General features: G+C 66.6%; 24 protein-coding genes and 3 tRNA genes. 16 read left to right on the top strand and 11 right to left on the bottom strand.

What is annotated here, in order from left to right; translation table 11 throughout:
• Nucleotides 1-329: 329 nt before the first annotated feature.
• Nucleotides 330-1,268 (bottom strand): pirin family protein, encoded by a 939-nt coding sequence (locus tag K309_RS0106385; protein ID WP_029045641.1) that lies wholly within the window; start codon nt 1,266-1,268, stop codon nt 330-332.
• 677 nt (nt 1,269-1,945) lie between these two features.
• Between K309_RS0106385 and K309_RS0106380 the strand changes: the two genes are divergently transcribed.
• From K309_RS0106380 to K309_RS0106360, 5 genes are read left to right on the top strand one after another with little or no spacing between them, the layout of a single operon-like run.
• The gene (locus tag K309_RS0106380; RefSeq protein ID WP_029045640.1) at nt 1,946-2,662 is read left to right on the top strand and encodes an ABC transporter permease; all 717 of its coding nucleotides are present in this window, start codon (nt 1,946-1,948) and stop codon (nt 2,660-2,662) included.
• A gap of 43 nt (nt 2,663-2,705) precedes the next feature.
• The gene (locus tag K309_RS0106375) at nt 2,706-3,656 is read left to right on the top strand and encodes a glycine betaine ABC transporter substrate-binding protein (RefSeq protein WP_029045639.1); all 951 of its coding nucleotides are present in this window, start codon (nt 2,706-2,708) and stop codon (nt 3,654-3,656) included.
• Nucleotides 3,657-3,666: 10 nt separating this feature from the next.
• Nucleotides 3,667-4,317, top strand: coding sequence for an ABC transporter permease (locus tag K309_RS0106370; RefSeq protein ID WP_029045638.1), 651 nt, complete (start codon nt 3,667-3,669; stop codon nt 4,315-4,317).
• Complete coding sequence (locus K309_RS0106365) at nt 4,314-5,489, top strand: osmoprotectant ABC transporter ATP-binding protein OsmV (RefSeq protein WP_029045637.1); 1,176 nt, start codon at nt 4,314-4,316, stop codon at nt 5,487-5,489. Before K309_RS0106370 ends, K309_RS0106365 begins: the two co-directional genes overlap by 4 nt.
• A 55-nt stretch (nt 5,490-5,544) precedes the next feature.
• A complete protein-coding gene (locus K309_RS0106360) occupies nt 5,545-5,919 on the top strand; it encodes a hypothetical protein (protein WP_029045636.1) in 375 nt (124 codons plus the stop codon).
• 43 nt (nt 5,920-5,962) lie between these two features.
• On the opposite strand, the gene K309_RS0106355 is transcribed toward K309_RS0106360, so the two are convergent.
• Nucleotides 5,963-6,052 (bottom strand) — tRNA-Ser (locus K309_RS0106355).
• 285 nt (nt 6,053-6,337) lie between these two features.
• On the opposite strand from K309_RS0106355, the gene K309_RS0106350 reads away from it, so the two are divergent.
• Complete coding sequence (locus tag K309_RS0106350) at nt 6,338-6,844, top strand: outer membrane lipoprotein (protein WP_029045635.1); 507 nt, start codon at nt 6,338-6,340, stop codon at nt 6,842-6,844.
• A 79-nt stretch (nt 6,845-6,923) separates the two neighbouring features.
• On the opposite strand, the gene hemW is transcribed toward K309_RS0106350, so the two are convergent.
• The 5 genes from hemW to K309_RS0106325 form a co-directional block, all read right to left on the bottom strand.
• Nucleotides 6,924-8,168, bottom strand: coding sequence for a radical SAM family heme chaperone HemW (hemW, locus tag K309_RS0106345; protein WP_029045634.1), 1,245 nt, complete (start codon nt 8,166-8,168; stop codon nt 6,924-6,926).
• Entirely contained in the window at nt 8,165-8,782 is a 618-nt protein-coding gene (gene rdgB / locus K309_RS0106340; protein WP_029045633.1) for an RdgB/HAM1 family non-canonical purine NTP pyrophosphatase, read from the bottom strand. The genes hemW and rdgB overlap by 4 nt, the downstream gene beginning before the upstream one ends.
• Nucleotides 8,783-8,794: 12 nt before the next feature.
• Entirely contained in the window at nt 8,795-9,514 is a 720-nt protein-coding gene (gene rph / locus K309_RS0106335) for a ribonuclease PH (protein ID WP_029045632.1), read from the bottom strand.
• A 106-nt stretch (nt 9,515-9,620) separates the two neighbouring features.
• A complete protein-coding gene (locus K309_RS0106330) occupies nt 9,621-10,535 on the bottom strand; it encodes a PP2C family protein-serine/threonine phosphatase (RefSeq protein WP_029045631.1) in 915 nt (304 codons plus the stop codon).
• 55 nt (nt 10,536-10,590) lie between these two features.
• Nucleotides 10,591-11,628 carry a serine/threonine protein kinase gene (locus tag K309_RS0106325; protein ID WP_029045630.1) on the bottom strand — a complete coding sequence of 346 codons (1,038 nt, stop codon included), beginning with the start codon at nt 11,626-11,628 and terminating at the stop codon, nt 10,591-10,593.
• 205 nt (nt 11,629-11,833) lie between these two features.
• Here K309_RS0106325 and K309_RS0106320 point away from each other — a divergent pair, with 205 nt between their 5' ends.
• From K309_RS0106320 to K309_RS0106305, 4 genes are all read left to right on the top strand, one after another.
• Entirely contained in the window at nt 11,834-12,769 is a 936-nt protein-coding gene (locus tag K309_RS0106320; protein ID WP_029045629.1) for a YicC/YloC family endoribonuclease, read from the top strand.
• Nucleotides 12,770-12,832: 63 nt separating this feature from the next.
• Complete coding sequence (gmk, locus tag K309_RS0106315; protein WP_035876935.1) at nt 12,833-13,495, top strand: guanylate kinase; 663 nt, start codon at nt 12,833-12,835, stop codon at nt 13,493-13,495.
• Between the two features lie 92 nt (nt 13,496-13,587).
• Nucleotides 13,588-13,791 (top strand): DNA-directed RNA polymerase subunit omega, encoded by a 204-nt coding sequence (rpoZ, locus tag K309_RS0106310; RefSeq protein WP_006578656.1) that lies wholly within the window; start codon nt 13,588-13,590, stop codon nt 13,789-13,791.
• 208 nt (nt 13,792-13,999) lie between these two features.
• Entirely contained in the window at nt 14,000-16,414 is a 2,415-nt protein-coding gene (locus K309_RS0106305; RefSeq protein ID WP_029045627.1) for a RelA/SpoT family protein, read from the top strand.
• Nucleotides 16,415-16,426: 12 nt separating this feature from the next.
• Here the strand turns inward: K309_RS0106305 and greB are convergent, their stop codons facing one another.
• Nucleotides 16,427-16,993 carry a transcription elongation factor GreB gene (greB, locus tag K309_RS0106300; protein ID WP_029045626.1) on the bottom strand — a complete coding sequence of 189 codons (567 nt, stop codon included), beginning with the start codon at nt 16,991-16,993 and terminating at the stop codon, nt 16,427-16,429.
• 134 nt (nt 16,994-17,127) lie between these two features.
• Between greB and K309_RS0106295 the strand changes: the two genes are divergently transcribed.
• The 3 genes from K309_RS0106295 to K309_RS0106285 all read left to right on the top strand — a co-directional run bounded on the left by K309_RS0106295 (nt 17,128) and on the right by K309_RS0106285 (nt 17,803).
• Nucleotides 17,128-17,204, top strand: a tRNA-Arg gene (locus tag K309_RS0106295).
• Nucleotides 17,205-17,400: 196 nt separating this feature from the next.
• Nucleotides 17,401-17,661 (top strand): hypothetical protein, encoded by a 261-nt coding sequence (locus tag K309_RS0106290; RefSeq protein WP_029045625.1) that lies wholly within the window; start codon nt 17,401-17,403, stop codon nt 17,659-17,661.
• 66 nt (nt 17,662-17,727) lie between these two features.
• A tRNA-Met gene (locus K309_RS0106285) sits at nt 17,728-17,803 on the top strand.
• Nucleotides 17,804-17,936: 133 nt separating this feature from the next.
• Here the strand turns inward: K309_RS0106285 and K309_RS0106280 are convergent.
• Complete coding sequence (locus tag K309_RS0106280; RefSeq protein WP_029045624.1) at nt 17,937-18,218, bottom strand: hypothetical protein; 282 nt, start codon at nt 18,216-18,218, stop codon at nt 17,937-17,939.
• A 180-nt stretch (nt 18,219-18,398) separates the two neighbouring features.
• Between K309_RS0106280 and K309_RS0106275 the strand changes: the two genes are divergently transcribed.
• Nucleotides 18,399-19,082, top strand: a complete 684-nt coding sequence (locus K309_RS0106275) for a Fe2+-dependent dioxygenase (protein WP_029045623.1) — start codon at nt 18,399-18,401, stop codon at nt 19,080-19,082.
• Between the two features lie 64 nt (nt 19,083-19,146).
• Here K309_RS0106275 and K309_RS0106270 read toward each other — a convergent pair whose 3' ends face one another.
• Together K309_RS0106270 and pdxR are read right to left on the bottom strand one after the other, a co-directional pair.
• Nucleotides 19,147-19,455, bottom strand: coding sequence for a hypothetical protein (locus tag K309_RS0106270; protein ID WP_029045622.1), 309 nt, complete (start codon nt 19,453-19,455; stop codon nt 19,147-19,149).
• Between the two features lie 156 nt (nt 19,456-19,611).
• Entirely contained in the window at nt 19,612-21,060 is a 1,449-nt protein-coding gene (gene pdxR / locus K309_RS0106265; protein ID WP_029045621.1) for a MocR-like pyridoxine biosynthesis transcription factor PdxR, read from the bottom strand.
• A gap of 135 nt (nt 21,061-21,195) precedes the next feature.
• Here pdxR and K309_RS0106260 point away from each other — a divergent pair, with 135 nt between their 5' ends.
• Together K309_RS0106260 and K309_RS0106255 are read left to right on the top strand one after the other, a co-directional pair.
• Nucleotides 21,196-21,639: a carboxymuconolactone decarboxylase family protein gene (locus K309_RS0106260; protein ID WP_029045620.1), complete on the top strand. Its 444-nt coding sequence runs from the start codon at nt 21,196-21,198 to the stop codon at nt 21,637-21,639.
• Nucleotides 21,640-21,878: 239 nt separating this feature from the next.
• Nucleotides 21,879-22,202: a hypothetical protein gene (locus K309_RS0106255; protein ID WP_029045619.1), complete on the top strand. Its 324-nt coding sequence runs from the start codon at nt 21,879-21,881 to the stop codon at nt 22,200-22,202.
• The last annotated feature ends 41 nt before the right edge of the window (nt 22,203-22,243 follow it).

The raw sequence follows: 22,243 nt of genomic DNA, 5'->3' as shown, positions 1-22,243 counted from the left end.
TATAAGTGCGCGGAGGCTGGAAGGTCCGAAACGGGCGAGTGTCCAGTCCCCGCAACGGTTGCAGGCAGGTTGCAAGTCGCATGCCGGCTGCGGCACGAAAAAAAGCCGCCGCCTCCTGGTGGAGGCGGCGGCTTGGTTGCCGACGACGCCGGAACTGCGAGGGTTTTCTCCCCTCTCCCATTTATGGCAGAAGGGTGGGGGTGAGGGCGGGCGTCACCACGAAGCCAATGCCCCTTGCAAGCGCCGGCCCTCCCCCCCGGCCCCTCTCCCGCTAGCGGGAGAGGGGAGCAAACCAGCCGAAGCACGGACGCCCCGGGCTCCGGCCAGCGTTACGCCCCAGAACCCGCCGCGATCGTCGCGAATCGCCCATCCCGGAAATCCGCCAGCGTCTGGTAGATCTGCTCCTGCGTGTTCATCACGAACGGGCCGTACTGCGCGATCGGCTCGTTCAGCGGCTTGCCGGCGATCAGCAGGAAGCGCGCGTCCGCATCGGCCCGCACCACCACGCCGTCGGCCGTGCCGGCATTGTCCAGCACGCCCATGCGCTGGGCCTCGACCACCGCGCTGTCGTCGCCATCGCCAATCGACACCTCGCCCTGGTACACATAGACAAAGGCGTTATGCCCGGCCGGCAGCGCCTGCGTGAACGCCTGTCCGGCCGGCAGGTGCACGTCGAGGTAGAGCGGCTCGGTCACCGGGCGCGTCACCGCACCGGCCACACCGTGGCTGGCGCCGGCCAGTACGCGGACCGTGCCGCCGCTCCCGTCGTCCCCCAGTGCTACCGTCGGAATCTCGGCCGACGGCATGTCGCGGTACCACGGCGCGGTCATCTTGTCCGCGGCCGGCAGGTTCAGCCACAGCTGGAAGCCTTCCATGCGGCCGTCTTCCTGCTCGGGCATTTCCGAGTGCACCACGCCGGCGCCGGCCACCATCCACTGGGCGCCGCCGTTCTGCAGCAGGCCTTCGTTGCCCGCGCTGTCGCGATGGCGCATGCGGCCGGCCAGCATGTAGGTGATGGTCTCGAAGCCGCGGTGCGGGTGATCGGGGAAGCCGCCGACGTAGTCGTCCTTGCTGTCGGTGCCGAAGGCATCGAGCATCAGGAACGGGTCCAGCCGGCGCTGCAGGTTCTGCGTCAGCACGCGGGTCAGCTTGACGCCGGCGCCGTCGGAGGTGGCGATTCCCCGCACGACGCGGTCCACGGAGCGCGAGCGTTGCACGCTTTCCGCGGCGGTGGCGGGAACGGTGGTGAAGGCGATACGGGTGTCCATGTCTTTCTCCTGTGGGCGGGAGGCGCTGCGATCGTGCCGCGCTGTCCCGTCGTTTCAGCTACCCAGTGAATTTAGTGGTTTGGCTGGGAAAGAGTAGAGGGCGGGAAGGCAACAGATTGTTCCATCCGTGAGTCGAGGCTCAGAACATCGCTATCGAAATTGGAACAGCGCGAGAGCCGATGCTGGCCTCGGCGACCGGTACCGCGAACGCCCCGTGGCAGCATAAAATTGCCGCAAATTGGGGGTAGGAAGGTGGGAAGATGACAAGATGGAAGAAGATCGCTATAATAGCGCTCTCTTTGTCATCCGTTGATGTGAATTGCAAGGTGGCCGAATCCGCGCCAGCCCTTGCCAGTCAACGGCCAATGGATCGGCGGCGCGTCGAAAAACCTCAATACCTGCGCTGCCACTGGCCAACTGGTCGTCACGCTTGCGCGTCGCCGGTTGCGCCGCATCAGGGAATGCCCGGCCGCATGTGCCGGCGTCCCGTCAATCGGGCTCCCCGCCAAGGCGGAAGGGTCCACAGACCGTCCGCCGGCAATCGTGCCGGTCATGGCGGCAATGCAATCTGAACCGGGCCGGTGGCGCCTCCATCTCCGCAACCACCAGCCCATATTGTTTTCCGCGATCGGGAAGTGGCGCCTTGCTCTCTTTTCGGCCCCGGAGAAGGGGAGAGTATGCCAAAGCAATCGGCCCGGTCTTTCGCCTGGGCAGGACTGACGCTTGCCGCGATCGCCGCATTGGTCGCATGGATTGGCGTGGATGTGATTCAGAAATATCAGGAGCGCCTGATTTACGACGTTGCCGACCACCTGCGCCTGGTCGCGATTTCGATGGCGCTGGCGCTGGCCACCGGCATCCCGGCCGGCATCGCGCTAAGCCGCCCGTGCATGCGCCGCTGGGCCGACCGGCTGATGCAGGTCTTCAACGTCGGCAACACGGTGCCGTCGCTGGCGGTGCTGGCACTCGCGCTGGCGGTGCTCGGCATCGGCGAGCGCCCGGCGATCCTGGCGCTGTGGCTGGCTTCGCTGCTGCCGATCGTGCGCAACACCTACGAGGGGCTGCGCAACGTCTCGCCCACGCTGCGCGAAGCGGCGCGCGGCATCGGCATGACGCCGGTGCAGCGGCTGGTGCGCGTGGAACTGCCGAACGCGCTGCCGGTGATGCTGGCCGGCATCCGCATCGCGCTGGTGATCAATGTCGGCACGGTGCCGCTGTCGTTCCTGATCGGCGCCAACAGCCTGGGCGAGCTGATCTTCCCGGGCATTTACCTGAACAACCAGTCGCTGCTGCTGCTGGGCGCGGCCGCCACCGCGCTGCTGGCACTGGCGCTGGACGCGCTGTTCGCCGCTGCCGGCCAGATGTACCTGCGCCGCCGCGGGCTGGCGCGCTGACGCGCTGACAGCGCTTACCAAGGGGGCCGACATGAAAGACCCGATGCAATTCATCCGCCGCCGCGCGCGGCGCGCCGCGATGCTGGTGGCAGCCGTCACCGCATTCGCGGCAGGACTGGCGTTGGCCACGGCGCCCGGGGCGCATGCCGCCGATGGCGCCAATACCGCCGCAACGCCGATCCGCGTGGGCGGCAAGAACTTCACCGAGCAGCTGCTGCTGTCGTCGATGACGTCGAAATACCTGCGTGCCAAGGGCTTCAGCACCGAGCTGACCGCCGGGCTGGGCAGCACGCTGATGCGCCAGGCCATGGAGAGCAACCAGCTCGACGTGGTCTGGGACTACACCGGCACCGCGCTGATCGTGTTCAACAAGGTCCAGGAAAAGCTGGGCGCGAAGGAAAGCTATGAGCGTGTCAGGCAGATGGACGGCGCGCGCGGGCTGGTGTGGCTGGATGCCTCGGGCATCAATAACACCTACGCGCTGGCGATGCCGAAGGAGCGCGCTGGCAAAGGCGTGACCACGCTGTCGGCGTTTGCCGAGCAGATGCGCAAGGCCGGCCCCGATGCCAGCCACCCGTTCGCGGTCGACATGGAATTCGCCGCGCGCCCGGACGGCCTGGAGCCGCTCAAGCAGCTGTACAAGCTGCCGTTCTCGCGCCGCGACGTGATCCAGCTCGACCCGGGCCTGGTCTACACCGCGCTGAAGAACAACCAGGTCGAGCTGGGCCTGGTCTACGCCACGGATGGCCGCGTCAAAGGCTTCGACCTCGTGCTGCTGGAAGACGACCTGCATTTCTTCCCGCCATACAACGCGGTGCCGGTGGTGCGCAAGCCGGTGCTCGACAAGCATCCGGAACTGGCGGGCCTGCTCAACGCGCTGGCGGCCAGGCTCGACAACCAGAGCATGACCGACATGAACTACAAGGTGGACATCGGCCAGCAGCCGGTGGACAAGGTCGCGGAGGACTTCCTGCGCAGCCACGGACTGATCTGAGGACTTGCGAATGGACCTATTTGCTTACCTGCAACACAGCTGGCCCACGCTGCTGAAAATGACCGGCGAGCATCTCGCGCTGGTCGGTTCGGCGGTGGGCCTGGCGATCCTGATCGGGGTGCCGCTGGGCATCGTGATCACGCGCTTCCGCGCGCTGGCCACGCCGCTGCTGGCGCTGGCCACCATCGTGCTGACGCTGCCGTCGATCGCGCTGTTCGGGCTGATGATCCCGATCTTCGCGCGCTTCGGCCACGCGCTCGGCTACGTGCCGGCGGTGACGGCGGTGTTCCTGTACTCGCTGCTGCCGATCATGCGCAACACCTACACCGCGCTGGCCAATGTCGACCCCGGCATCCAGGAAGCGGGCCGCGGCATCGGCATGACCACCTGGCAACGCATGCGGCTGGTCGACCTGCCGCTGGCCGTGCCGGTGATCCTCGGCGGCGTGCGTACCGCCGTGGTGATGAATATCGGGGTTGCCACCATTGCCGCCATCATCGGCGCGGGTGGCCTTGGGGTGCTGATCCTGCAGGCGATCAGCCAGAGCAACATGAGCAAGCTGGCCGTGGGCGCGGTCCTGGTCAGCCTGCTCGCCATCGTGGCGGACGCCTTCCTGCAGTGGTTGCAGCGGGTGCTGACGCCGAAGGGGATCCGTCTATGATCGAACTCGACCAACTCACCAAGTCCTTCCAGCAGAAAGACGGCACTGAAGTGCGCGCCGTCGACGCCGTGTCGCTGACGGTGCCGAACGGCGAGATCTGCGTCTTCCTGGGCCCGTCGGGCTGCGGCAAGACCACCACGCTGAAGATGATCAACCGCCTGATCGAGCCGACGTCGGGCACGGTGCGCATCGAGGGCGAGGACACGCGCGGCATCGACGGCGTGGCCCTGCGCCGCAAGATCGGCTACGTGATCCAGCAGATCGGCCTGTTTCCCAACATGACCATCGAAGAGAACATCATGGTCGTGCCGCGCCTGCTCGGCTGGGACAAGAAGCAATGCCGCGAGCGCGCGCGCGAACTGATGGCGATGGTGCAGCTCGATCCCAACCTGATGCTCGGCCGCTATCCGCGCGAACTGTCGGGTGGGCAGCAGCAGCGCATCGGCGTGATCCGCGCGCTGGCGGCCGATGCGCCGGTACTGCTGATGGACGAGCCCTTCGGCGCGGTCGATCCGATCAATCGCGAGAGCATCCAGAACGAGTTCCTGCAGATGCAGCGCCAGCTCGGCAAGACCGTGATCATGGTCTCGCACGATATCGACGAAGCCATCAAGCTGGCCGACAAGGTGGCGGTGTTCCGCAGCGGCAAGCTGGTGCAGTTCGACCACCCCGACGCGCTGCTGGCCCATCCGGCCGATGAGTTCGTGCAGGCCTTCGTCGGCCACGACAACACGCTCAAGCGCCTGCTGCTGGTGCGCGCCGGCGATGCCGCCACCATGCCGCCGAGCTGCCGCCCCGACATGCCGCTGGCCGAGGCGCTGGGCGTGATGGACGATGCCGACGTGCGCCACCTGCCGGTAGTGGACGACGCGCAGCGCGCGGTGGGCTATGTGACGCGCCGCGACGCCCGCTCCGGCAAGGGCGTGTGCAGCGAGGTGGTGCGCCCGTTCGCGGTGACCGCGGCGTCCGACGAGCACCTGCGCATCGTGCTGTCGCGCATGTACCAGCACAACACCAGCTGGCTGCCGGTGATGGGTGCGGATGGTGACTACCTGGGCGAAGTGACGCAGGAATCGATCGCGGGCTACCTCAGCTCGGGCCGTTCGCGCGGCCAGGCGGCGGTGGAGATGCCAACGGCTGCCGCGCCGGCGCCGCTGCGCGCGGCGGCCTGAGCGCAGCGCAAGGTAGGGCGAGGCAGAGCGCGAGCATCCGGGCTATGCTTGACGCATGCTCCGCTACTGCCGCTCCCCGCTCTGTCTGGTTGTCGAAACCCGCTGGCTGATCCCGCGCGGGTTTGACGGCTTTACGCCCGGTCCGCTGATCCTGCTGCGGCCCGGTGCCGATGAGGCGCTGATCGAACACGAAAAAGTCCATGTGCGCCAGTTCTGGCGCAGCTGGGGGCTGATGGGCGTGCTGTATCTCGCCAGCCGGCGCTGGCGGTTGCGCTATGAAGTGGAGGCGTACCGGGAGCAGTTGCGGTACTGCCACCCGGACTCGGCGCATGCCTTTGCGCGCGTGCTGGCCCAGAAGTACCGGCTGAAGATTTCTGAGGCGGAAGCCTACCGGTTGCTGACGCAGTGTCCGGAAGGCTCGCCCAAATAAAGACGGCCCGCACCGGTTGCCTGGTGCGGGCCGTCTTGCTGTCTGGCGGAAGCGGTGAGATTCGAACTCACGGATGGGTCACCCCATCGGCAGTTTTCAAGACTGCTGCCTTAAACCACTCGGCCACGCTTCCGGAAAGTGCGGGCATTGTAGCGCGAAAGGGCGGATCCTTCGGCGCCTTGTTGCCATCGATCTGACGGTCAGGCCGCGCATTATACAAGGCCTGCGTGGCAGCGGGTGGCGTTGCGCTGCGGTGAACGTGCATGCGTAAGCTTCCTGCCACACTGCCGCCTGCGGCTGTCGGCGTGTGTCTGACATTGCGGAACCTTCACATGTGGTCGTCGCTCATATTGGAGTGCTCGGGCGCGGTGTGTGTGCCGCAATCCCGGCTTCGACTGGCAACAGAGGAGAACTCAATATGCGAATGCAAAGCAAGAAATGGCTGTTCCTGCCGGCAGCTACCGCGGTGGCGGTGCTGGCTGGTTGTGCTGCGCCGTATAACGGCGGCTACAGCAATACCGGATACAACACGGCGCCGCCTCCGGGCTACCAGACCCCCAACACCACGCAGGCGCCTGCCGGCTCGGTGTACTACGGCCGCGTTGAATCGATCGAGCCGATCACTGCCACGCAAAACAGCTCGGGCCTGCTCGGCACGGTCATCGGCGGTGCCGCCGGCGGCCTGCTGGGCCACCAGATCGGCGGCGGGCGCGGGCAGACCGCGGCCACCATCGGCGGTGCCGTGGTCGGCGCGGTGGCGGGCAACCAGATCGAGAAGCGTGCGGGCAGCAATACGCAGAACGCGTATCGCGTCAACGTGCGCCTGGATGATGGCCGCGTGGCGACCGTGACGCAGTCGAGCCTGGGCAACCTGCAGGTCGGCATGCGTGCACGCGTAGCCAACGATATGGCGACGCCGTACTGACGCTGACCTCCCGTTCGGAACGGCAAAGGCCACGCGATTGCGTGGCCTTTGTCTTTTGTGACGCCTCTGCGTCCACAACTCAATCCTTCAGGAACATCTCCTGCAAGTCATTGAGAAAGCGCCGCCCCAGTTCCGTCGGCCGGATGGTCGTCAGGTCCGCTTCCAGCAGTCCCTTCTTCTCGGCTTCGGCGAGTTGCTTGCTGATGGTACGCAGCGGCAGCCCGGTGTAGTCCTGGAAGCTCGATGCCGGCACGCCCTCGGTGAGGCGCAGCGCATTGAGCATGAACTCGAACGGCAGCTCATCGGCGCTCACGTCGCGCGCTTCCTGCACGGCGTTGCCCGCGAGCGCTTGCGCCATGTAGGTGGCCGGATGCTTGTGCCGCATCTGGCGCACGATGCGGTGCGGGAACGACAGCTTGCCGTGCGCGCCCGCGCCGATGCCGAGGTAATCGCCGAAGCGCCAGTAGTTGAGATTGTGGCGCGCCTCGCGATGCGGCCTGGCATAGGCCGACGTCTCGTAGTGGCGATAGCCCGCCTCGCCGGTGCGTGCCTCGATCAGGTCCTGCATCTCGTACGCGCTGTCGTCGTCCGGCAGCGCGGGCGGGAATTTGGCGAACAGCGTGTTTGGCTCCAGCGTCAGGTGGTACAGCGACAGGTGCGTGGTGCCGTACGACAGCGCGGCCTCCAGATCCTGCCGGCATTCGTCCAGCGTCTGCCCGGGCAGGGCGTACATGACGTCGAGATTGATGTTGTCGAAGCTCGCCTGCGCGATATCGATCGCCTTGCGCGCCTCGGCGCCGCCATGGATGCGCCCAAGTGCCTCCAGGTGCCGGTCGTTGAAGCTCTGGATGCCGATCGACAGCCGGTTGATGCCGCTGGCGCGGTAACTGGCGAACTTGTCGGCCTCGAAGGTGCCGGGATTGGCCTCCATCGTGATCTCGGCGTCGGCATCGAGAGGCAGCAAGGCGCGGAGATCGGACAGCAGCCGGTCCATACCGGCGGCCGACAGCAGGCTGGGCGTGCCGCCGCCGATAAAGACGGTATGCACGGGACGGCCCCACACCAGCGGCAGCGACTGCTCCAGGTCCGCGCGCAGCGCGTCCAGGTAGAGCTCTTCCGGGATCTCATGGTTGTCGGCGCCCGGCGCCGCGTGCGAATTGAAATCGCAATACGGGCACTTGCGCACGCACCACGGGATATGCACGTACAGCGACAGCGGCGGCGAGCCGGGCAGGCTGATCTGCCCGGGTTTGAGCCACAGCTGCTTGCTGTCGGTGGGAGAAGCGGCGGACGGCGCGCTGCCGGCCGGTACGATCGGGATCATCGGCTGCTGCGCTGCGCGGCATCGGCCTGCAGCCTGGCCACCAGTGCACGCAGCGCCTGCGCGCGGTGGCTGACCGCGTTCTTCTCTTCTGCCGACAGCTCGGCGGCAGTCTTGCCCAGCCCCGGCAGCAGGAAATGCGGATCGTAGCCAAAGCCGCCCGCGCCGCGGGGCGCGTCGACGACCTCGCCATGCCACACGCCCTCGGCAATCAGCGGGCAGGGATCCTCGGCATGGCGCACCAACACCAGCACGCAGTAATAGTGCGCGTGGCGGTCCAGCTTGCCGGCCAGTTGCGACACCAGGTGCGCGTTGTTGGCCGCATCCGACCTGGGCTTGCCGGCCATCTGCGCGTAGCGCGCCGAATAGACGCCCGGTGCGCCGCCGAGCGCGCGCGCGCTGATGCCGGAATCATCGGCCAGCGCGGGCAGGCCGGACAGCCGGCTGGCGTGGCGCGCCTTGGTCAGCGCGTTCTCGACAAAGGTGACGAAGGGTTCTTCGGCCTCGGGAATGCCCAGGTCGCCCTGCGGCACCACATCGAAGCCGAGGGGGGCCAGCAGCGTGCCGAATTCGCGCAGCTTGCCGGGGTTGTTGGAGGCCAGTACCAGTCGTTGCATGGTCGGATCCTGTCAGGCCAGGCCGAGCGCTTCGCGCTGGTGCTGCACCAGGCGGGCAATGCCGGCTTCCGCCAGGCGCGTCATGGCGTCGAGGTCGGCGCGGCTGAAAGGCGCGCCTTCGGCAGTGCCCTGTACCTCGACAAAGCCGCCGCTGCCGGTCATGACCACGTTCATGTCGGTGTCGCAGCTGCTGTCCTCGGCGTAGTCCAGGTCGAGCACCGGCACGCCGTCGACCATGCCGACCGAGACCGCGGCCACGTGGTCGCGGATCGGGCTGGCGGCGATCAGGCCATCGCGCAGCATGGTGGCGACCGCGTCGTGCGCGGCGACAAAGGCGCCGGTGATGGCCGCGGTGCGGGTGCCGCCGTCGGCCTGCAGCACGTCGCAGTCGAGGTGGATGGTGTACTCGCCCAGCGCCGCGAGGTCGAACACCGAGCGCATGGCCCGGCCGATCAGGCGCTGGATTTCCTGCGTGCGCCCGGTCTGCTTGCCGCGCGCGGCCTCGCGGTCCGAGCGGGTGTGGGTGGCGCGGGGCAGCATGCCGTATTCGGCCGTAACCCAGCCCTCGCCGCTGCCTTTCTTGTGCGGCGGCACCTTGGCCAGCACGCTGGCGGTGCAGAGCACCTTGGTGTCGCCAAAGGCACAGAGGACGGAGCCCTCGGCGTGGCGGGTGTAGTGGCGGATAAGGCTGATGGAACGCAGCGCATCGGCTGCGCGGCCGCTGGGTCGCATGGGATGTTCGGGTCGGAATCGGGGAGAGACCGCGATTCTACCGCCGCCGGCCCGCGCGCGCTGCATACCGGCGCGCGACGAGCGACAAAGGCCGTGGGGGGGCAGGTCAGCGCATCAGGTTGCTGGTCTTGTCGATGGCCGCGCGGATCTCGGCGATCGAGCGCTCGATCTCTTCCTCGGACAGCAGGTCGCTGTCCGTGCCGGTGCGGTCCAGGATCGACGTGGTGAACGCGTTCAGCGGCAGCGTATCGGTCATCACCGAATCCGGCCCGGTGGCGTTGTTGTCGAGCTCCCACATCATGGCGATGCCGGTGGTGTTGTCGGCACCTTCGCCGGCGTTCTGCAGCGCCAGCTCGATCAGCGCCGGCACCGCCTGCACCACCGACAGCCGCGACAGCTTGTCGACCAGCGCCTGCTCGTCCAGTGGCCCCCACAGGCCGTCGGAGCAGAGCAAGGCGACATCGCCGGGCTCCAGCCGCACCGGGCCGCCCAGGTCGATCAGCGGCAGGTTGGGCGAACCCAGGCAGTTGTAGAGCTTGTTGCGCTCAGGGTGGTTGGCCACGTGCATCGGCAGCACGCGTTCCTGCTGCAGCAGGTTCTCGATCTTGGAATGGTCGCGCGTGCGCGTCAGCAGGCGGCCCTTGCGCAGCAGGTAATAGCGGGAGTCGCCGGCATGGGCCCAGTAGACCTGGCCGTGCTGGACCAGGCAGCAGACCACCGTGGTGCGCGGCACGTCGGCCATCCGGTTGGCTTCCGCGTAGCGGTGGATTTCGCGGTGCGCCAGCATGATCGTGTCCTGCAGGAACTCCGCGGGGTTTCGTATCGCCGGGCGCGCCTGGGTCTGGAACTGCCGCGCGAGCGTCTGCAGCGCCTGCTGCGCCGCGACTTCGCCGTGCGCGTGGCCGCCGAGCCCGTCGGCCAGCACCATCAGCAGCGCGTCGCGCGTGAAGCAATAGCCCATGCGGTCCTGGTTGACGCGGCGGCCGCCTTTCCTGCTTTCCTGGTAGACAGAGAATCGCATGTTGGCTTTGGAAATTCAGTAAGGTCAGCGCGCCACGGCGGACGCGATTTGTGATTTATTCTACGCTTGCGCCGGGGGCCGGCTCGTCGCGGCGGCGCAGCAGCGTGAGGAAGCGCGAAGCGGGGGCAGGGCGCTCGGCAGGGGCCGGCGGCGCGGCCGCCAGCAGCGCCTGCTCGCTCAGCGCGTTGGTCTGCTCGCGCAGCTCCTTCTGCAGCCGGAACACGCTCTGCGGCCGCTCCGACGGCGCCAGCCGCAGGCACCATTCGACCAGGTCGACCAGGCCGTTGGTGTAGCTGCTGCGCAGCCGCACCAGCGCCTCGCCCATGCGGTCGTCCTTCTCGCGCTGGTTGGCTTCCTGCGGCGGCATCCCGGCCATGCAGGCATAAAGCGTGGCGCCCAGGCTGTAGATATCGGTCCAGGGGCCCAGGTCGGAATGCTTGCCGTACAGCTCGGGCGCGGCGAAGCCGGGCGTGTACATTGGCTGGAAGCGTGCCGCTTCCATGGTCAGCGTCTGCCGCGCGGCGCCGAAATCCAGCAGGATGGGCGACTCGTCCTCGCGCAGGTAGATGTTGCCGGGCTTGATGTCCAGGTGCAGCAGCTTGTGGATATGCACTTCGCGCAGGCCGCTCATCAGGTCGTGGAAGACCTTGCGCATGAAATGCTCGCGCAGCACCTTGGCGCGGCCCTGCTGCCGGGCCGCCAGCACGTGCTCCTGCAGCGTCTTGCCCAGCTCGTAGTTCATCACCATGTAGACCGTGGCGTTCTCGCGGAAGAAGTTCACCACGCGCACCACGCTGGGATGGGAAATGCGGGCCAGCGAGCGGCCCTCTTCGAAGAAATACTTCAGGCCGAGCCGGAATGCCGCGGCGTTTTCCTCGGGCACCACGGGGATCAGCTCGCCCGGGTTGCGCCGCGCCAGCGACGACGGCAGGTACTCCTTGATCGCGACCGGCGCGCCGGTTTCATCGGTGGCCAGGTAGACGAAACTGAACCCCCCGCTGGCCAACTTCTTTACAATACGATAGTTGGACAACAGCGTGCCGACGGGCAGCGGTGCACTCTTCAGTTGTGTCGTGCCCTTGGACTCTGTCATGGGAATAGGGACCGGATTTGCCTCCGCGGATTTGCCAACGGATTGTCCGGGCTAATCGGTCACTTGTAAAGAACACAAATACGGGCATTGTTGCCCTCCTTTCAACGTTTTGAGAGCGCTCCCGGGATGCGGTTGCGGGAGGCTCGAGGAGGGTGCCTGCGGGCCGCCATCGCCCCAGGGCCGCCTCCACTCACGAGAACATCCAATGATCCACAGCATGACAGGCTATGGCCTGGCCACGCGCCAGGCGCCACTGACCAACGCACAGGGCGAGCCGAGCGGGCGCACCGCCTCCGTTTCGGTGGAATTCCGCACTGTCAATTCGCGTTTCCTCGACCTGTTGTTCCGGGCCCCGGAAGAGTGCCGCGCCTTTGAGCCGGCGCTGCGCGAGATGCTGATGGCCGAGCTGTCGCGCGGCAAGCTGGAATGCCGCATCAACCTGCAGCGCACCGATTCGGGCGGCGCCACGCTGGCGCTCAATGACGGCCTGCTGTCGCAGATCCGCGCGCTGGAAACCACCGTGGCCGGCACCTTCCCCAGCGCCGGCACGCTGCGCATGGGCGAGATCCTGCGCTGGCCGGGCGTGCTGGTCGAGCCCGAGCTGTCGCAGGAAGCGTTGCGCGAAGCCGTGACCGGCGCCGCGCGCGAGGCGCTGGACCAGCTGCTGGAAGCGCGCCGCCGCGAGGGCGAGGCGCTCAAGGCGACGCTGATGGAGCGCGTCGACGCCATGCTGGCGATCGTCGAGCGCCTGACGCCGGCGATCCCGCAGCTGATCGCGCACCACCAGCAGAAGCTGACCGAGCGCCTGCAGGAAGCGTTCAACCTGGCCGCACCCGCCGGCATGCCGTCGATGAGCCGCGACGAGATTGCCGAGCGCATCCGCCAGGAGGCCACCGTCTACGGCATCCGCATCGATATCGCCGAAGAGCTGTCGCGGCTGCAGGCACACCTGAACGAGACCCGCCATATCCTGAAGAAGGGTGGGCAGGTCGGCAAGCGCCTCGACTTCATGATGCAGGAGCTGAACCGCGAGGCCAACACGCTCGGTTCCAAGGCCGCCGCCAAGGAGCTGGCCGATGCCTCGATGGAGCTCAAGCTGCTGATCGAGCAGATGCGCGAGCAGGTCCAGAACCTCGAATAACGCGGCAACAGCAGCAAACGCAGCAAAGAACCAGAATCACCCCGAAGTCACCGAATCATCATCATGAGCCAAACGTCTCAAACCGCGCCGCATCCTCCCATCGACACCGTCTACCCGGGCAACCTGTTCATGGTGGTGGCGCCGTCGGGAGCCGGCAAGTCGACGCTGGTCAACGCGCTGCTGGCGCAGGACCCGGCCATCCGCCTGTCGATCTCGCATACCACGCGCGCGCCGCGCCCGGGCGAGCAGAACGGCCGCGAATACCACTTCGTCAGCGTCGACGACTTCCGCGCCTCGCGTGACCGCGGCGAGTTCCTGGAGTGGGCCGAGGTCCACGGCAACTACTACGCGACCTCGCGCGTGTGGATCGAGCAGCAGATGGCGCAAGGCAACGACGTGCTGCTCGAGATCGACTGGCAGGGCGCGCAGCAGGTGCACCAGCGCTTCTCCAACGCGGTCGAGATCTTTATCCTGCCGCCGTCGCTGACCGCGCTGGAAGAGCGCCTGAAGAAGCGCGGCCAGGACGAGCCCAATGTGATCGTGCGCCGCCTGCTGGCAGCGGGCAGCGAGATGTCGCATGCGTCGGAGTCGGACTATGTCATCATCAACGAGATCTTCGACGATGCGCTGGAAGAGCTGCGCAACGTGGTTCGGGCTACCCGTTTGCGCTTTTCGTCGCAAAAGGCACGTCACACGGAGCTGTTCATCGAGCTCGGCATCCACTGAGCCGACGCACGTGGGCGGAGGCGCCTCCGGCGTTTTCCGCCGCGTGCTGTAAAATAGCAACCCAACAGGTTTTGTCCCAAGGTGGATTTGATATGGCGCGTATTACCGTCGAAGATTGTCTGAAACACATCCCGAATCGCTTCGAGCTCGCCCTGGCGGCCACGTACCGTGCGCGCCAGCTGGTGCAGGGCCACACGCCCAAGGTCGAGGCCAAGGACAAGCCGACCGTGGTGGCATTGCGCGAGATCGCGTCGGGCCAGGTCGGCATCGAGATGCTGAAGAAGGTCCCGACCTGATCGACCCGATCGAGCGGCCGGCCCATGGCTCATCCTCGCAACGTGCCAGCATATTTCCAGGCTCTCCCGCCGGATTCCAGGGGCCGCCGCCATGCCTTCGCCGCATCTGCCCTCCCAGCCTTCCTCTCCGCCAACGCCCGCGGCGGGCGCGCACGGCGATTCTGCGCCGCCCACGGCGCGTAAGCGCACCATCCCGGGCCAGTCTTCCGTGAACGCGCGCACCGGCGCTCCCAATCTTCCCGATCCGCTCGGCGACGATGTCGTCGGGGAGCGTGCCGTCGCGCCCGCGCTGGCGCCAGGCAAGGCGAGGGCGCCCGCGCTGCAGGACGAGCTGGCGGCAGTGCAGGAAGCGGCGCCTCCGGTGGCGGACAGCCTCTTTATCGATGCAGTGCTGGCGCAGTCATACCGGCACTTCTTCGGCCCGACCTCGCAGCCGGCGGTGCCGCCGCGCCAGCAGGTCATTTCCATCACCCGGCTGATGGAAAAGCTCGCGTACCTGAAGGCGCCCGACCTGGCGCGCGTACGCGAGGCCTTCCAGTTTTCCGACGAGGCCCACCTGGGCCAGTACCGCCAGAGCGGCGAGCCCTACATCACCCATCCGGTGGCGGTGGCCGAGCTGTGCGCGGACTGGAAGCTCGATGTGCAGTCCATCATGGCGGCGCTGCTGCACGACGTGATGGAAGACCAGGGCATCACCAAGAGCGAGCTGGCCGAGAAATTCGGCCCCAAGGTCGCCGAACTGGTCGATGGCCTGACCAAGCTGGACAAGCTCGAATTCCAGAGCCGCGAGCAGGCGCAGGCGGAAAGCTTCCGCAAGATGCTGCTGGCGATGGCGCGCGACGTGCGCGTGATCCTGGTGAAGCTGGCCGACCGTACGCACAACATGCGCACGCTCGACTTCGTGCCGCCGGAGAAGCGCCGCCGCATCGCGCTGGAGACCATGGAGATCTATGCGCCGATCGCGCACCGTCTCGGTCTCAACACCATCTACCGCGAACTGCAGGAGCTGTCGTTCAAGGTCGGCTCGCCATTCCGCTACGCCACGCTGGAGAAGGCCGTCAAGGCCGCGCGCGGCAACCGGCGCGAAGTGGTCAAGCGCATCCTCGAGGCCGCGCAGAAGGGGCTGGCCGATGCCGGCATCGTGGCCGAACTGTCCGGCCGCGAGAAGACGCTGTACAGCATCTACCGCAAGATGCACGACAAGCAGTTGTCGTTCTCGCAGGTGCTGGATGTGTACGGTTTTCGCGTGGTGGTGGAAACGCAGATGCACTGCTACATGGCGATGGGCGCGCTGCATGGCCTGTACAAGCCGATGCCCGGCAAGTTCAAGGACTACATCGCCATCCCCAAGATCAACGGCTACCAGTCGCTGCACACCACGCTGGTGGGTCCGTTCGGCACGCCGGTCGAGTTCCAGATCCGCACGCGCGACATGCACCAGATCGCCGAGGCCGGCGTGGCCGCGCACTGGATGTACAAGCACCAGGCCGACCACGCCAACGATATCCAGCAGCAGGCGCACCAGTGGCTGCAGTCGCTGCTCGATATCCAGAGCCAGACTGGCGATTCGCAGGAATTCCTCGAGCACGTCAAGATCGACCTGTTCCCGGATGCGGTCTACGTGTTCACGCCCAAGGGCCATATCCGCGCGCTGCCGCGCGGCGCCACGGCGCTGGACTTTGCCTATGCGGTGCACAGCGACCTGGGCAACCAGTGCGTCGCGGTCAAGATCAACAACGAACTGCTGCCGCTGCGCACCGAACTCAAGAGCGGCGATATCGTCGAGGTGGTGACGGCGCCGTACTCCAAGCCGAATCCGGCGTGGCTGTCGTTCGTGCGCACCGGCAAGGCGCGCGCGGCGATCCGCCATTACCTGAAGACCACCAAGCTGGACGAAGCGATCCAGCTCGGCGAGCGGCTGCTGGAACAATGCGCGCGCCAGCTCGGCATCGAGCTGAAGGCGGTGCCGCAGTCGGTGTGGGACCGCATGATCCAGTGGACCGGCAACAAGCAGCGCGAAGACATCTTCGCCGACCTGGCGCTGGGCCGGCGCGTGCCGGCGGTGGTGGCCAAGCGCATGGAGATCCTGCTGCAGGAGCTGTCCGGCGACGTCGACAGCGCGCTGCTGGCGGCGGTGCAGACCTTTGCCGGCGAAGAGGCGCCCGCGGTGCCGATCACCGGCGACGAAGGCATGTCGATGATCTTCTCGGCATGCTGCCGCCCGATCCCCGGCGATTCGATCGTCGGCTACCTGGGCAAGGGCGAAGGGCTGCAGATCCACGTACAGGACTGCAAGATCGCCAAGCGCCTGCACAGCAAGGATCCGGAGCACTGGATCGACGTGATGTGGGCAAAGAAGACCACGCGTGCCTTCGATGTCTCGATCAAGGTGATGGTGCGCAACGTCAAGGGCATCGTCGCGCGCGTCGCCGCGGACCTGACCGCCGCCGATGCCAACGTCGCGCACGTGGCGATGGAGCAGCAGGACGGCAGCCATCAGGAAGCCACCTACATGCAGTTCGTCATCCAGGTGCAGAACCGACTGCACCTGGCCAACGTGATGCGCGGGCTGCGCCGCAACCCGGACGTCATCCGCATCTTCCGCGACCGCAACGACGGCTAGGCGGGCGCCCGCCTACTTATTGTTTTTTGACGGGTAGCTGACTTCCAGGATATCGATCTGCTCGACCCCGGCCGGTGTGCGCAGCGGCACGGTGTCGCCTTCGCGCGCCTTGATCAGCGCCTTGGCGATCGGCGAGATCCAGCTGACGCGGTTGCTGTCCAGGTCTACCTCGTCCATGCCCACGATGGTGATGGTGGTCTCTTCGCCGGCGCGGTTGGCATAGGTGACGGTGGCGCCGAAGAAGATCTGGTCGTTGTCGCCCTGCAATGAGGGATCCACAACCTCGGCCTTGTCGAGGCGGCGCGTCAGGAAGCGGATGCGGCGGTCGATCTCGCGCAGGCGCTTCTTGCCGTAGAGATAGTCGCCGTTCTCGGAGCGGTCGCCATTGGATGCCGCCCACGAGACGATCTGCACCACATCGGGCCGGTCGACGTCGATCAGCTGCATCAGCTCATTGCGCAGGCGGTTGTAGCCATCGGCGGTGATGTAGTTCTTGGTGCCGGGAGGCAGCGGCGTTGCGCCTTCGGGGAGGTCGTCGTCCTCGTCGCCTGAGGACTCTTTGACAAATGCCTTGTTCATGGTCCGGATCACATCTTCGGGTTCCCATTATAGAAAAACGCTGCGTGCAGGCCCGTGCCCGCAAAAAGATGAGAAAAAAGTGCAGAGGGGGGTTCACAAATCTGAAATCTCAGATATAATCTCTTTTCTCGAGTGCGGCTGTAGCTCAGTTGGATAGAGTACTTGGCTACGAACCAAGGGGTCGTGGGTTCGAATCCTGCCAGCCGCGCCACCTATGCAGTAAGAAAAGGGCTTCCGGAAACGGAGGCCCTTTTTGTTTTGCTGCCTTCTCCCTCTCTCTCTGTCTTCCCCATCGCTTGTAGTCCCCGCGCCGGCAGCGCTTTTTGCTGCACCACGGCTTGCGCGCGTCCTTGCCGCCTTCTAGGCTCGACTCAAGGGCAGAGCAAGCCGAACCCGGAGCAATGCGCATGGAAAACGACTGGCGCGTCGAGCAGTACCGCGACATGGACGTCTACGTCCTGGTGTTGCCGCAAGGGCGGGGCAGCATCGGCCGATGGGGCTATGAAGTCCGCGTGGCCCAGGAAGGCGTCGATCCCGCGGATGCGGGCGATACCGAAGTACTGGCGAGTGGCTCGCAGCAGTTCGCCACGCGCCACGCCGCGGAGGTGGCGGCATTCGGTGCCGGCTATGCGTTGGTGGACCGCCTGCTCGGGCCGCCGCCCGACTGATATCCACGCACGCCAAGAAAAGACTTGCCAGATGCGCGCAACTACCGCATAATTGTTTTCTTCAGACGCGGGGTGGAGCAGTTGGCAGCTCGTCGGGCTCATAACCCGAAGGTCGCAGGTTCAAGTCCTGCCCCCGCAACCAACGCCTTTCGCGGCATTCGCCGCCATCCTTCAAGGCGTTGTTCTCAAGGCCGTCCGGCCTGACTCATTCCTTGTTTCGAACTGAATCCGCGACAAATTCGCGACTCATCCGTTGGCGTTGCGCATGCAACCGCTCAGGCGGGCAATCGCTGTGCCGCCTGCAAAAAGGTATCGCGCACCGGCGCCTGGTCTTCGCGCTCGGCCGCTTCCGCGCGCTCGCGCAACCGCTTGGCCAGCACCACCAGCGTACCTTGTGCCTGCGGTCCGCCTGCCGCCTGGCATTTGGCTACCGCTTCGCGCATCACGGCATCGAGCTCGGCGCCGACATCGGCACCATCGAAGGCGCTCACCGACAGGGCTGAAATTCGTTCCAGGTAGAGATTGACCAGCGCTTCGTCGTGTAGCGGTTCGGACATGTCTTCTCCTTGGCGATGACGGGAACACAAAACCCATTGTAGTGGAGGCGGCGCCTGCGCAAGCTCAAACAATAATGATTCTTGTTCTGGCCGCGGCAGGGTTCACATACAATACGCGTTCACGACGCGTCCGTGGGGCGTGCACGCTTTCCCCATTCTTGCCCAGAGGTTGTCGCCACCATGTTGCTGCAGATTCCAGACGTACTTTCCAAGGCCCAGGTGGCGCAGGTCCGGCAGGTCATCGACGCCGCGCCGTGGACCGATGGCAATGAAACCTCGGGCTACCAGTCGGCGCTGGCCAAGCGCAACCTGCAATTGCCCGAAGGCTCGCCCGCGGCGCGCCAGGTTGGCGACCTGATCCAGGATGCGCTGGGCAACAACGCGTTGTTCTTCTCGGCGGCACTGCCGCTGAAGGTCTATCCGCCGCTGTTCAACCGCTACGAGGGTGGCCACACCTTTGCCAACCATGTCGACAACGCGATCCGCTACCTGCGCGGCACCAGCTTCCGCATCCGCAGCGACCTGTCGGCTACGCTGTTCCTGACCGAGCCGGACCAGTACGACGGCGGAGAACTGGTGGTCGAGGATACCTACGGCCAGCAACGCGTGAAGCTGCCGGCCGGGCATATGGTGCTGTACCCGGCCACGAGCATCCACCACGTGACGCCGGTCACGCGCGGCGCACGGGTGTCATCGTTCTTCTGGATCCAGAGCATGGTGCGCGACGATGGCCAGCGTTCGCTGCTGTTCGAGATGGACAGGCGCATCCGCCAGACGGCGCAGGAACTCGGCCAGTCGCATGAAGCCGTGATCGGCCTGACTGGTGTCTACCACAACCTGCTGCGCCGCTGGGCGGACGCCTGAGCGCCACCGGCGCCCGGCGCAGGGGCACTGGCGGGGCGCTATGTCGATGCAGCGAAGGGCGCGGCTATTCGTCGCGCCGCCGTCGCATCTGCAACTGCTCGATCGGGGAGGGCTGGATGCGGCGCCGTGCCGGCCGCAGGGAGCGGTTCGGCCACAGCACGTAGTTGGTGTGCGGGTCCAGCGGCTTGCCGAGATACGAAACCCAGACCTGCACGCCGTGCTCGGTTTCGGCGATCACGGCCGCGACGGCGCGCGCCGCGGCGGAAGGGGACTTGAGCAACTCCGCCAGGGCTTCGACGCCCTGCACGACATGGTGCTTTACCCCTGAAAACCATGCGTACTGACGCATGGCGGACAACAAACGCTTGGTCATGAACGCGACTCTGGTGTGGTTGGAAGTGCGAATGAGACTGCTCTCCGTCCGATTTGTTCAACGGGAGCTGGCGGACGACAGTATGACTGTGCGTGCGCTCCCCCGCATTCGGTGCGTACCCTGAGGCCAGCACTTTTGGCGGAATGGGCGGCAGCGTCACACGACGCGCGCCGGCTCCGGGGCCAATGCAGAGAGTACCATTGCCAACCGGTCTAGCGCCGGATCGATGTCGAGCAGGTCGATGGCGCCAAAGCCGAGCAGCAGGCCGGCGCAGGTCGGCGGCGGCGTGGCGTAGAAGGGGTCAAGGGTGGCCAGTTCCAGGTCCGCGAGCCGCGCCACGGCCATCAGCGCGTCGCTAGCCACCGGCACGCGCAACCGCGCTGCCAGGTGAAAGCCGGCGATTGCCGGCAGGGCTTCGAGCCAAGGTGACAGGTCGCCGTGCAGCCGCGCCAGCAGCCGCGCGCGCCGCTGCGCATGGCGCGCGTGCGAGCGCCGGATATGGCGCAGCAGGTGGCCCTCCGACAGGAAGCGCGCCAGCGCCTGCTGGGTCAGCGTCGGGGTGTACCAGTCCATCAGGTGCTTGACCTTGCGTGCCACCGGCATCAGCCATGGCGGCACCACCAGGTAACCGCAGCGCAGGTTGGCCAGCAGCGTCTTGGAAAACGTTCCCAGGTACACCACCCGCCCATGGCGGTCCAGCGTCTGCAGTGCGTCCAGCGCCTGCCCGCCATAGCGGAACTCGCTGTCGTAGTCGTCCTCCAGGATGACCGCGTGGCGGCGCGCGGCCCAGTCGAGCAGCGCCTGGCGCCGCGCCAGGCTCATCGGCACGCCCAGCGGCGACTGGTGCGATGGCGTGACGAAGACCATTGTCGCCTCGCCGGGCAGTGCCTCCACCACCAGTCCTTCGCCGTCGACCGGCACCGGCACCACGCGCGCGCCCAGCCCCTGGAACAGCGCGCGCGCCATCGGGTAGCCGGGATCCTCCATCGCCACCACGGCGCCCGGCCCCAGCAGCAACCGGGCTGCCAGGTCGATGCCCTGCTGCGCGCCGCCGGTGACCAGGATATCCGTCGGAGAACTCTGTACACCCCGGGTGAAGGCGATATGGCTGGCAATGGCCTGACGCAGGGGCATCTCGCCACATGGATCCGCAGGCCCGGGTGGGCGCTGCCGCTCCGCCGCCAATGCCGCGCGCACGCAGCGCGACCAGGCTTCGTGCGGAAACCGTGAGGTGTCGGCCTGGCCCGGCTGGAAGGCATAGCGCGCACCGCCGACCGGCCCGAGGAAGGGCGTCTGGACAGCCATCCAGCGCTGCACCGCCGGCGGCAGCACCGGCGCGGCGGCGATGCGCACCGGCTTGCGCGCCAGCCCCTCGGCGACATAGGTGCCGTCGCCGACGCGCGCGTGCAGCCAGCCCTCCGCCACCAGCCGCTCGTAGGCGGTGGTCACGGTCTTGCGCGCGACGCCCAGCTGCGTGCCGAGGAGCCGCGTGGGCGGCATGCGCGCGCCGGCTTCCAGGCGCCCGGCCTGGATGGCGTCGCGGATCTGGTGGACGATCTGCGCGGTAAGGTCGCCGGCGTGGTCCAGCGCGAGATGGAGCTCCATGGTCTTTGCCTGGAAATTGGTCTACCAATTTTGACGGAAATTGGCGGTGTACGGAGCCAATCGCCAGGACTATCTTTGAGTCCAACGGGCCAGCGCCCGCCAATCACTCAACTACCGGAACCCTGGAGAATCGACATGGAAGAACGCATGAACTGGCAAGACGTGGCCCCGGATGCCTACAAGGCCATGGTCGGCGTGGAGATCTACCTTGCCCGCTGCGGACTCGAAAACAGCCTGAAGGAACTGGTGAAGATCCGCGCCTCGCAGATCAACGGCTGCGCCTTCTGCCTCGACATGCATGTGACCGACGCGCGCAAGCACGGCGAGAGCGATCGCCGGCTGAGCCTGCTGCCGGCCTGGCGCGAAGTGAGCTGGTTCACCGCGCGCGAGCGTGCCGCGCTGGCCTGGACCGAGGCGCTGACGCTGCTGGCGCAAAGCCAGGCGCCCGACGCTGACTACAACGCGGTGCGCGAGCAGTTCACGGAGAAGGAAATTGCCGACCTGACCTTGCTGATCTCGATGATCAATGCGTGGAACCGCTTCGGCGTCGGCTTCCGTCGCCAGCCGCCGGCGCTCTGAACATAGCGCCACGCTCGCCGCCGCGGCCGGTCATTGACCGGCCACGGCGCGCTGCATTCGCGCCACGGCGCCGAACGGAAGGCACAGCCGCCGGCGCGCGGCAGGGAGGCATCGTGGCCCGATGGCCGATGCGATGGTAGGCTATGGCAATGCCGGTCAGGTCAAGCGCGATGCTGAGCAGTTCGTCGCCGCGTGACTGGCGGTGCCCATCGCGTTCATGCCTTGCCAGGAGTCTGCCCATGACAGAAGACACCCTGCTGCAACTGATGGCCGAGGTCGAGAAGGAAGACCCGATCGACTACGCCGACCTGCCGTTCGACGACCGCGCGCTGCGCCAGCTGGCGTGCCGGCTGATCGCCGAGCGCTCCGAGCAGATGGAAGCCTCCGGCATGCCGATGGAAGCGCTGCTGGCCACGATGTGGGCCTCGACCGCCAAGCTGGTGCTGGAAAACCTCGTGCTCAACGCCCGCTTGCTGACACTGCAGGGCATGCCCGAGGATGCCCAGGCGCTGATCGATCGCATCGCGCGCCAGTCGCGCGGCGGGCAGGATCGCGAGTCCTAGATTGCCTCTCGCTGTGATGTGCCTCAGCCGCCACTAGCTGC

The organism is Cupriavidus phytohabitans (genome assembly GCF_000426345.1).
Lineage (GTDB): Bacteria > Pseudomonadota > Gammaproteobacteria > Burkholderiales > Burkholderiaceae > Cupriavidus.
The sequence above is the reverse complement of the archived record's forward strand: the minus strand, read 5'-3'. Positions and strand labels throughout refer to the sequence as shown.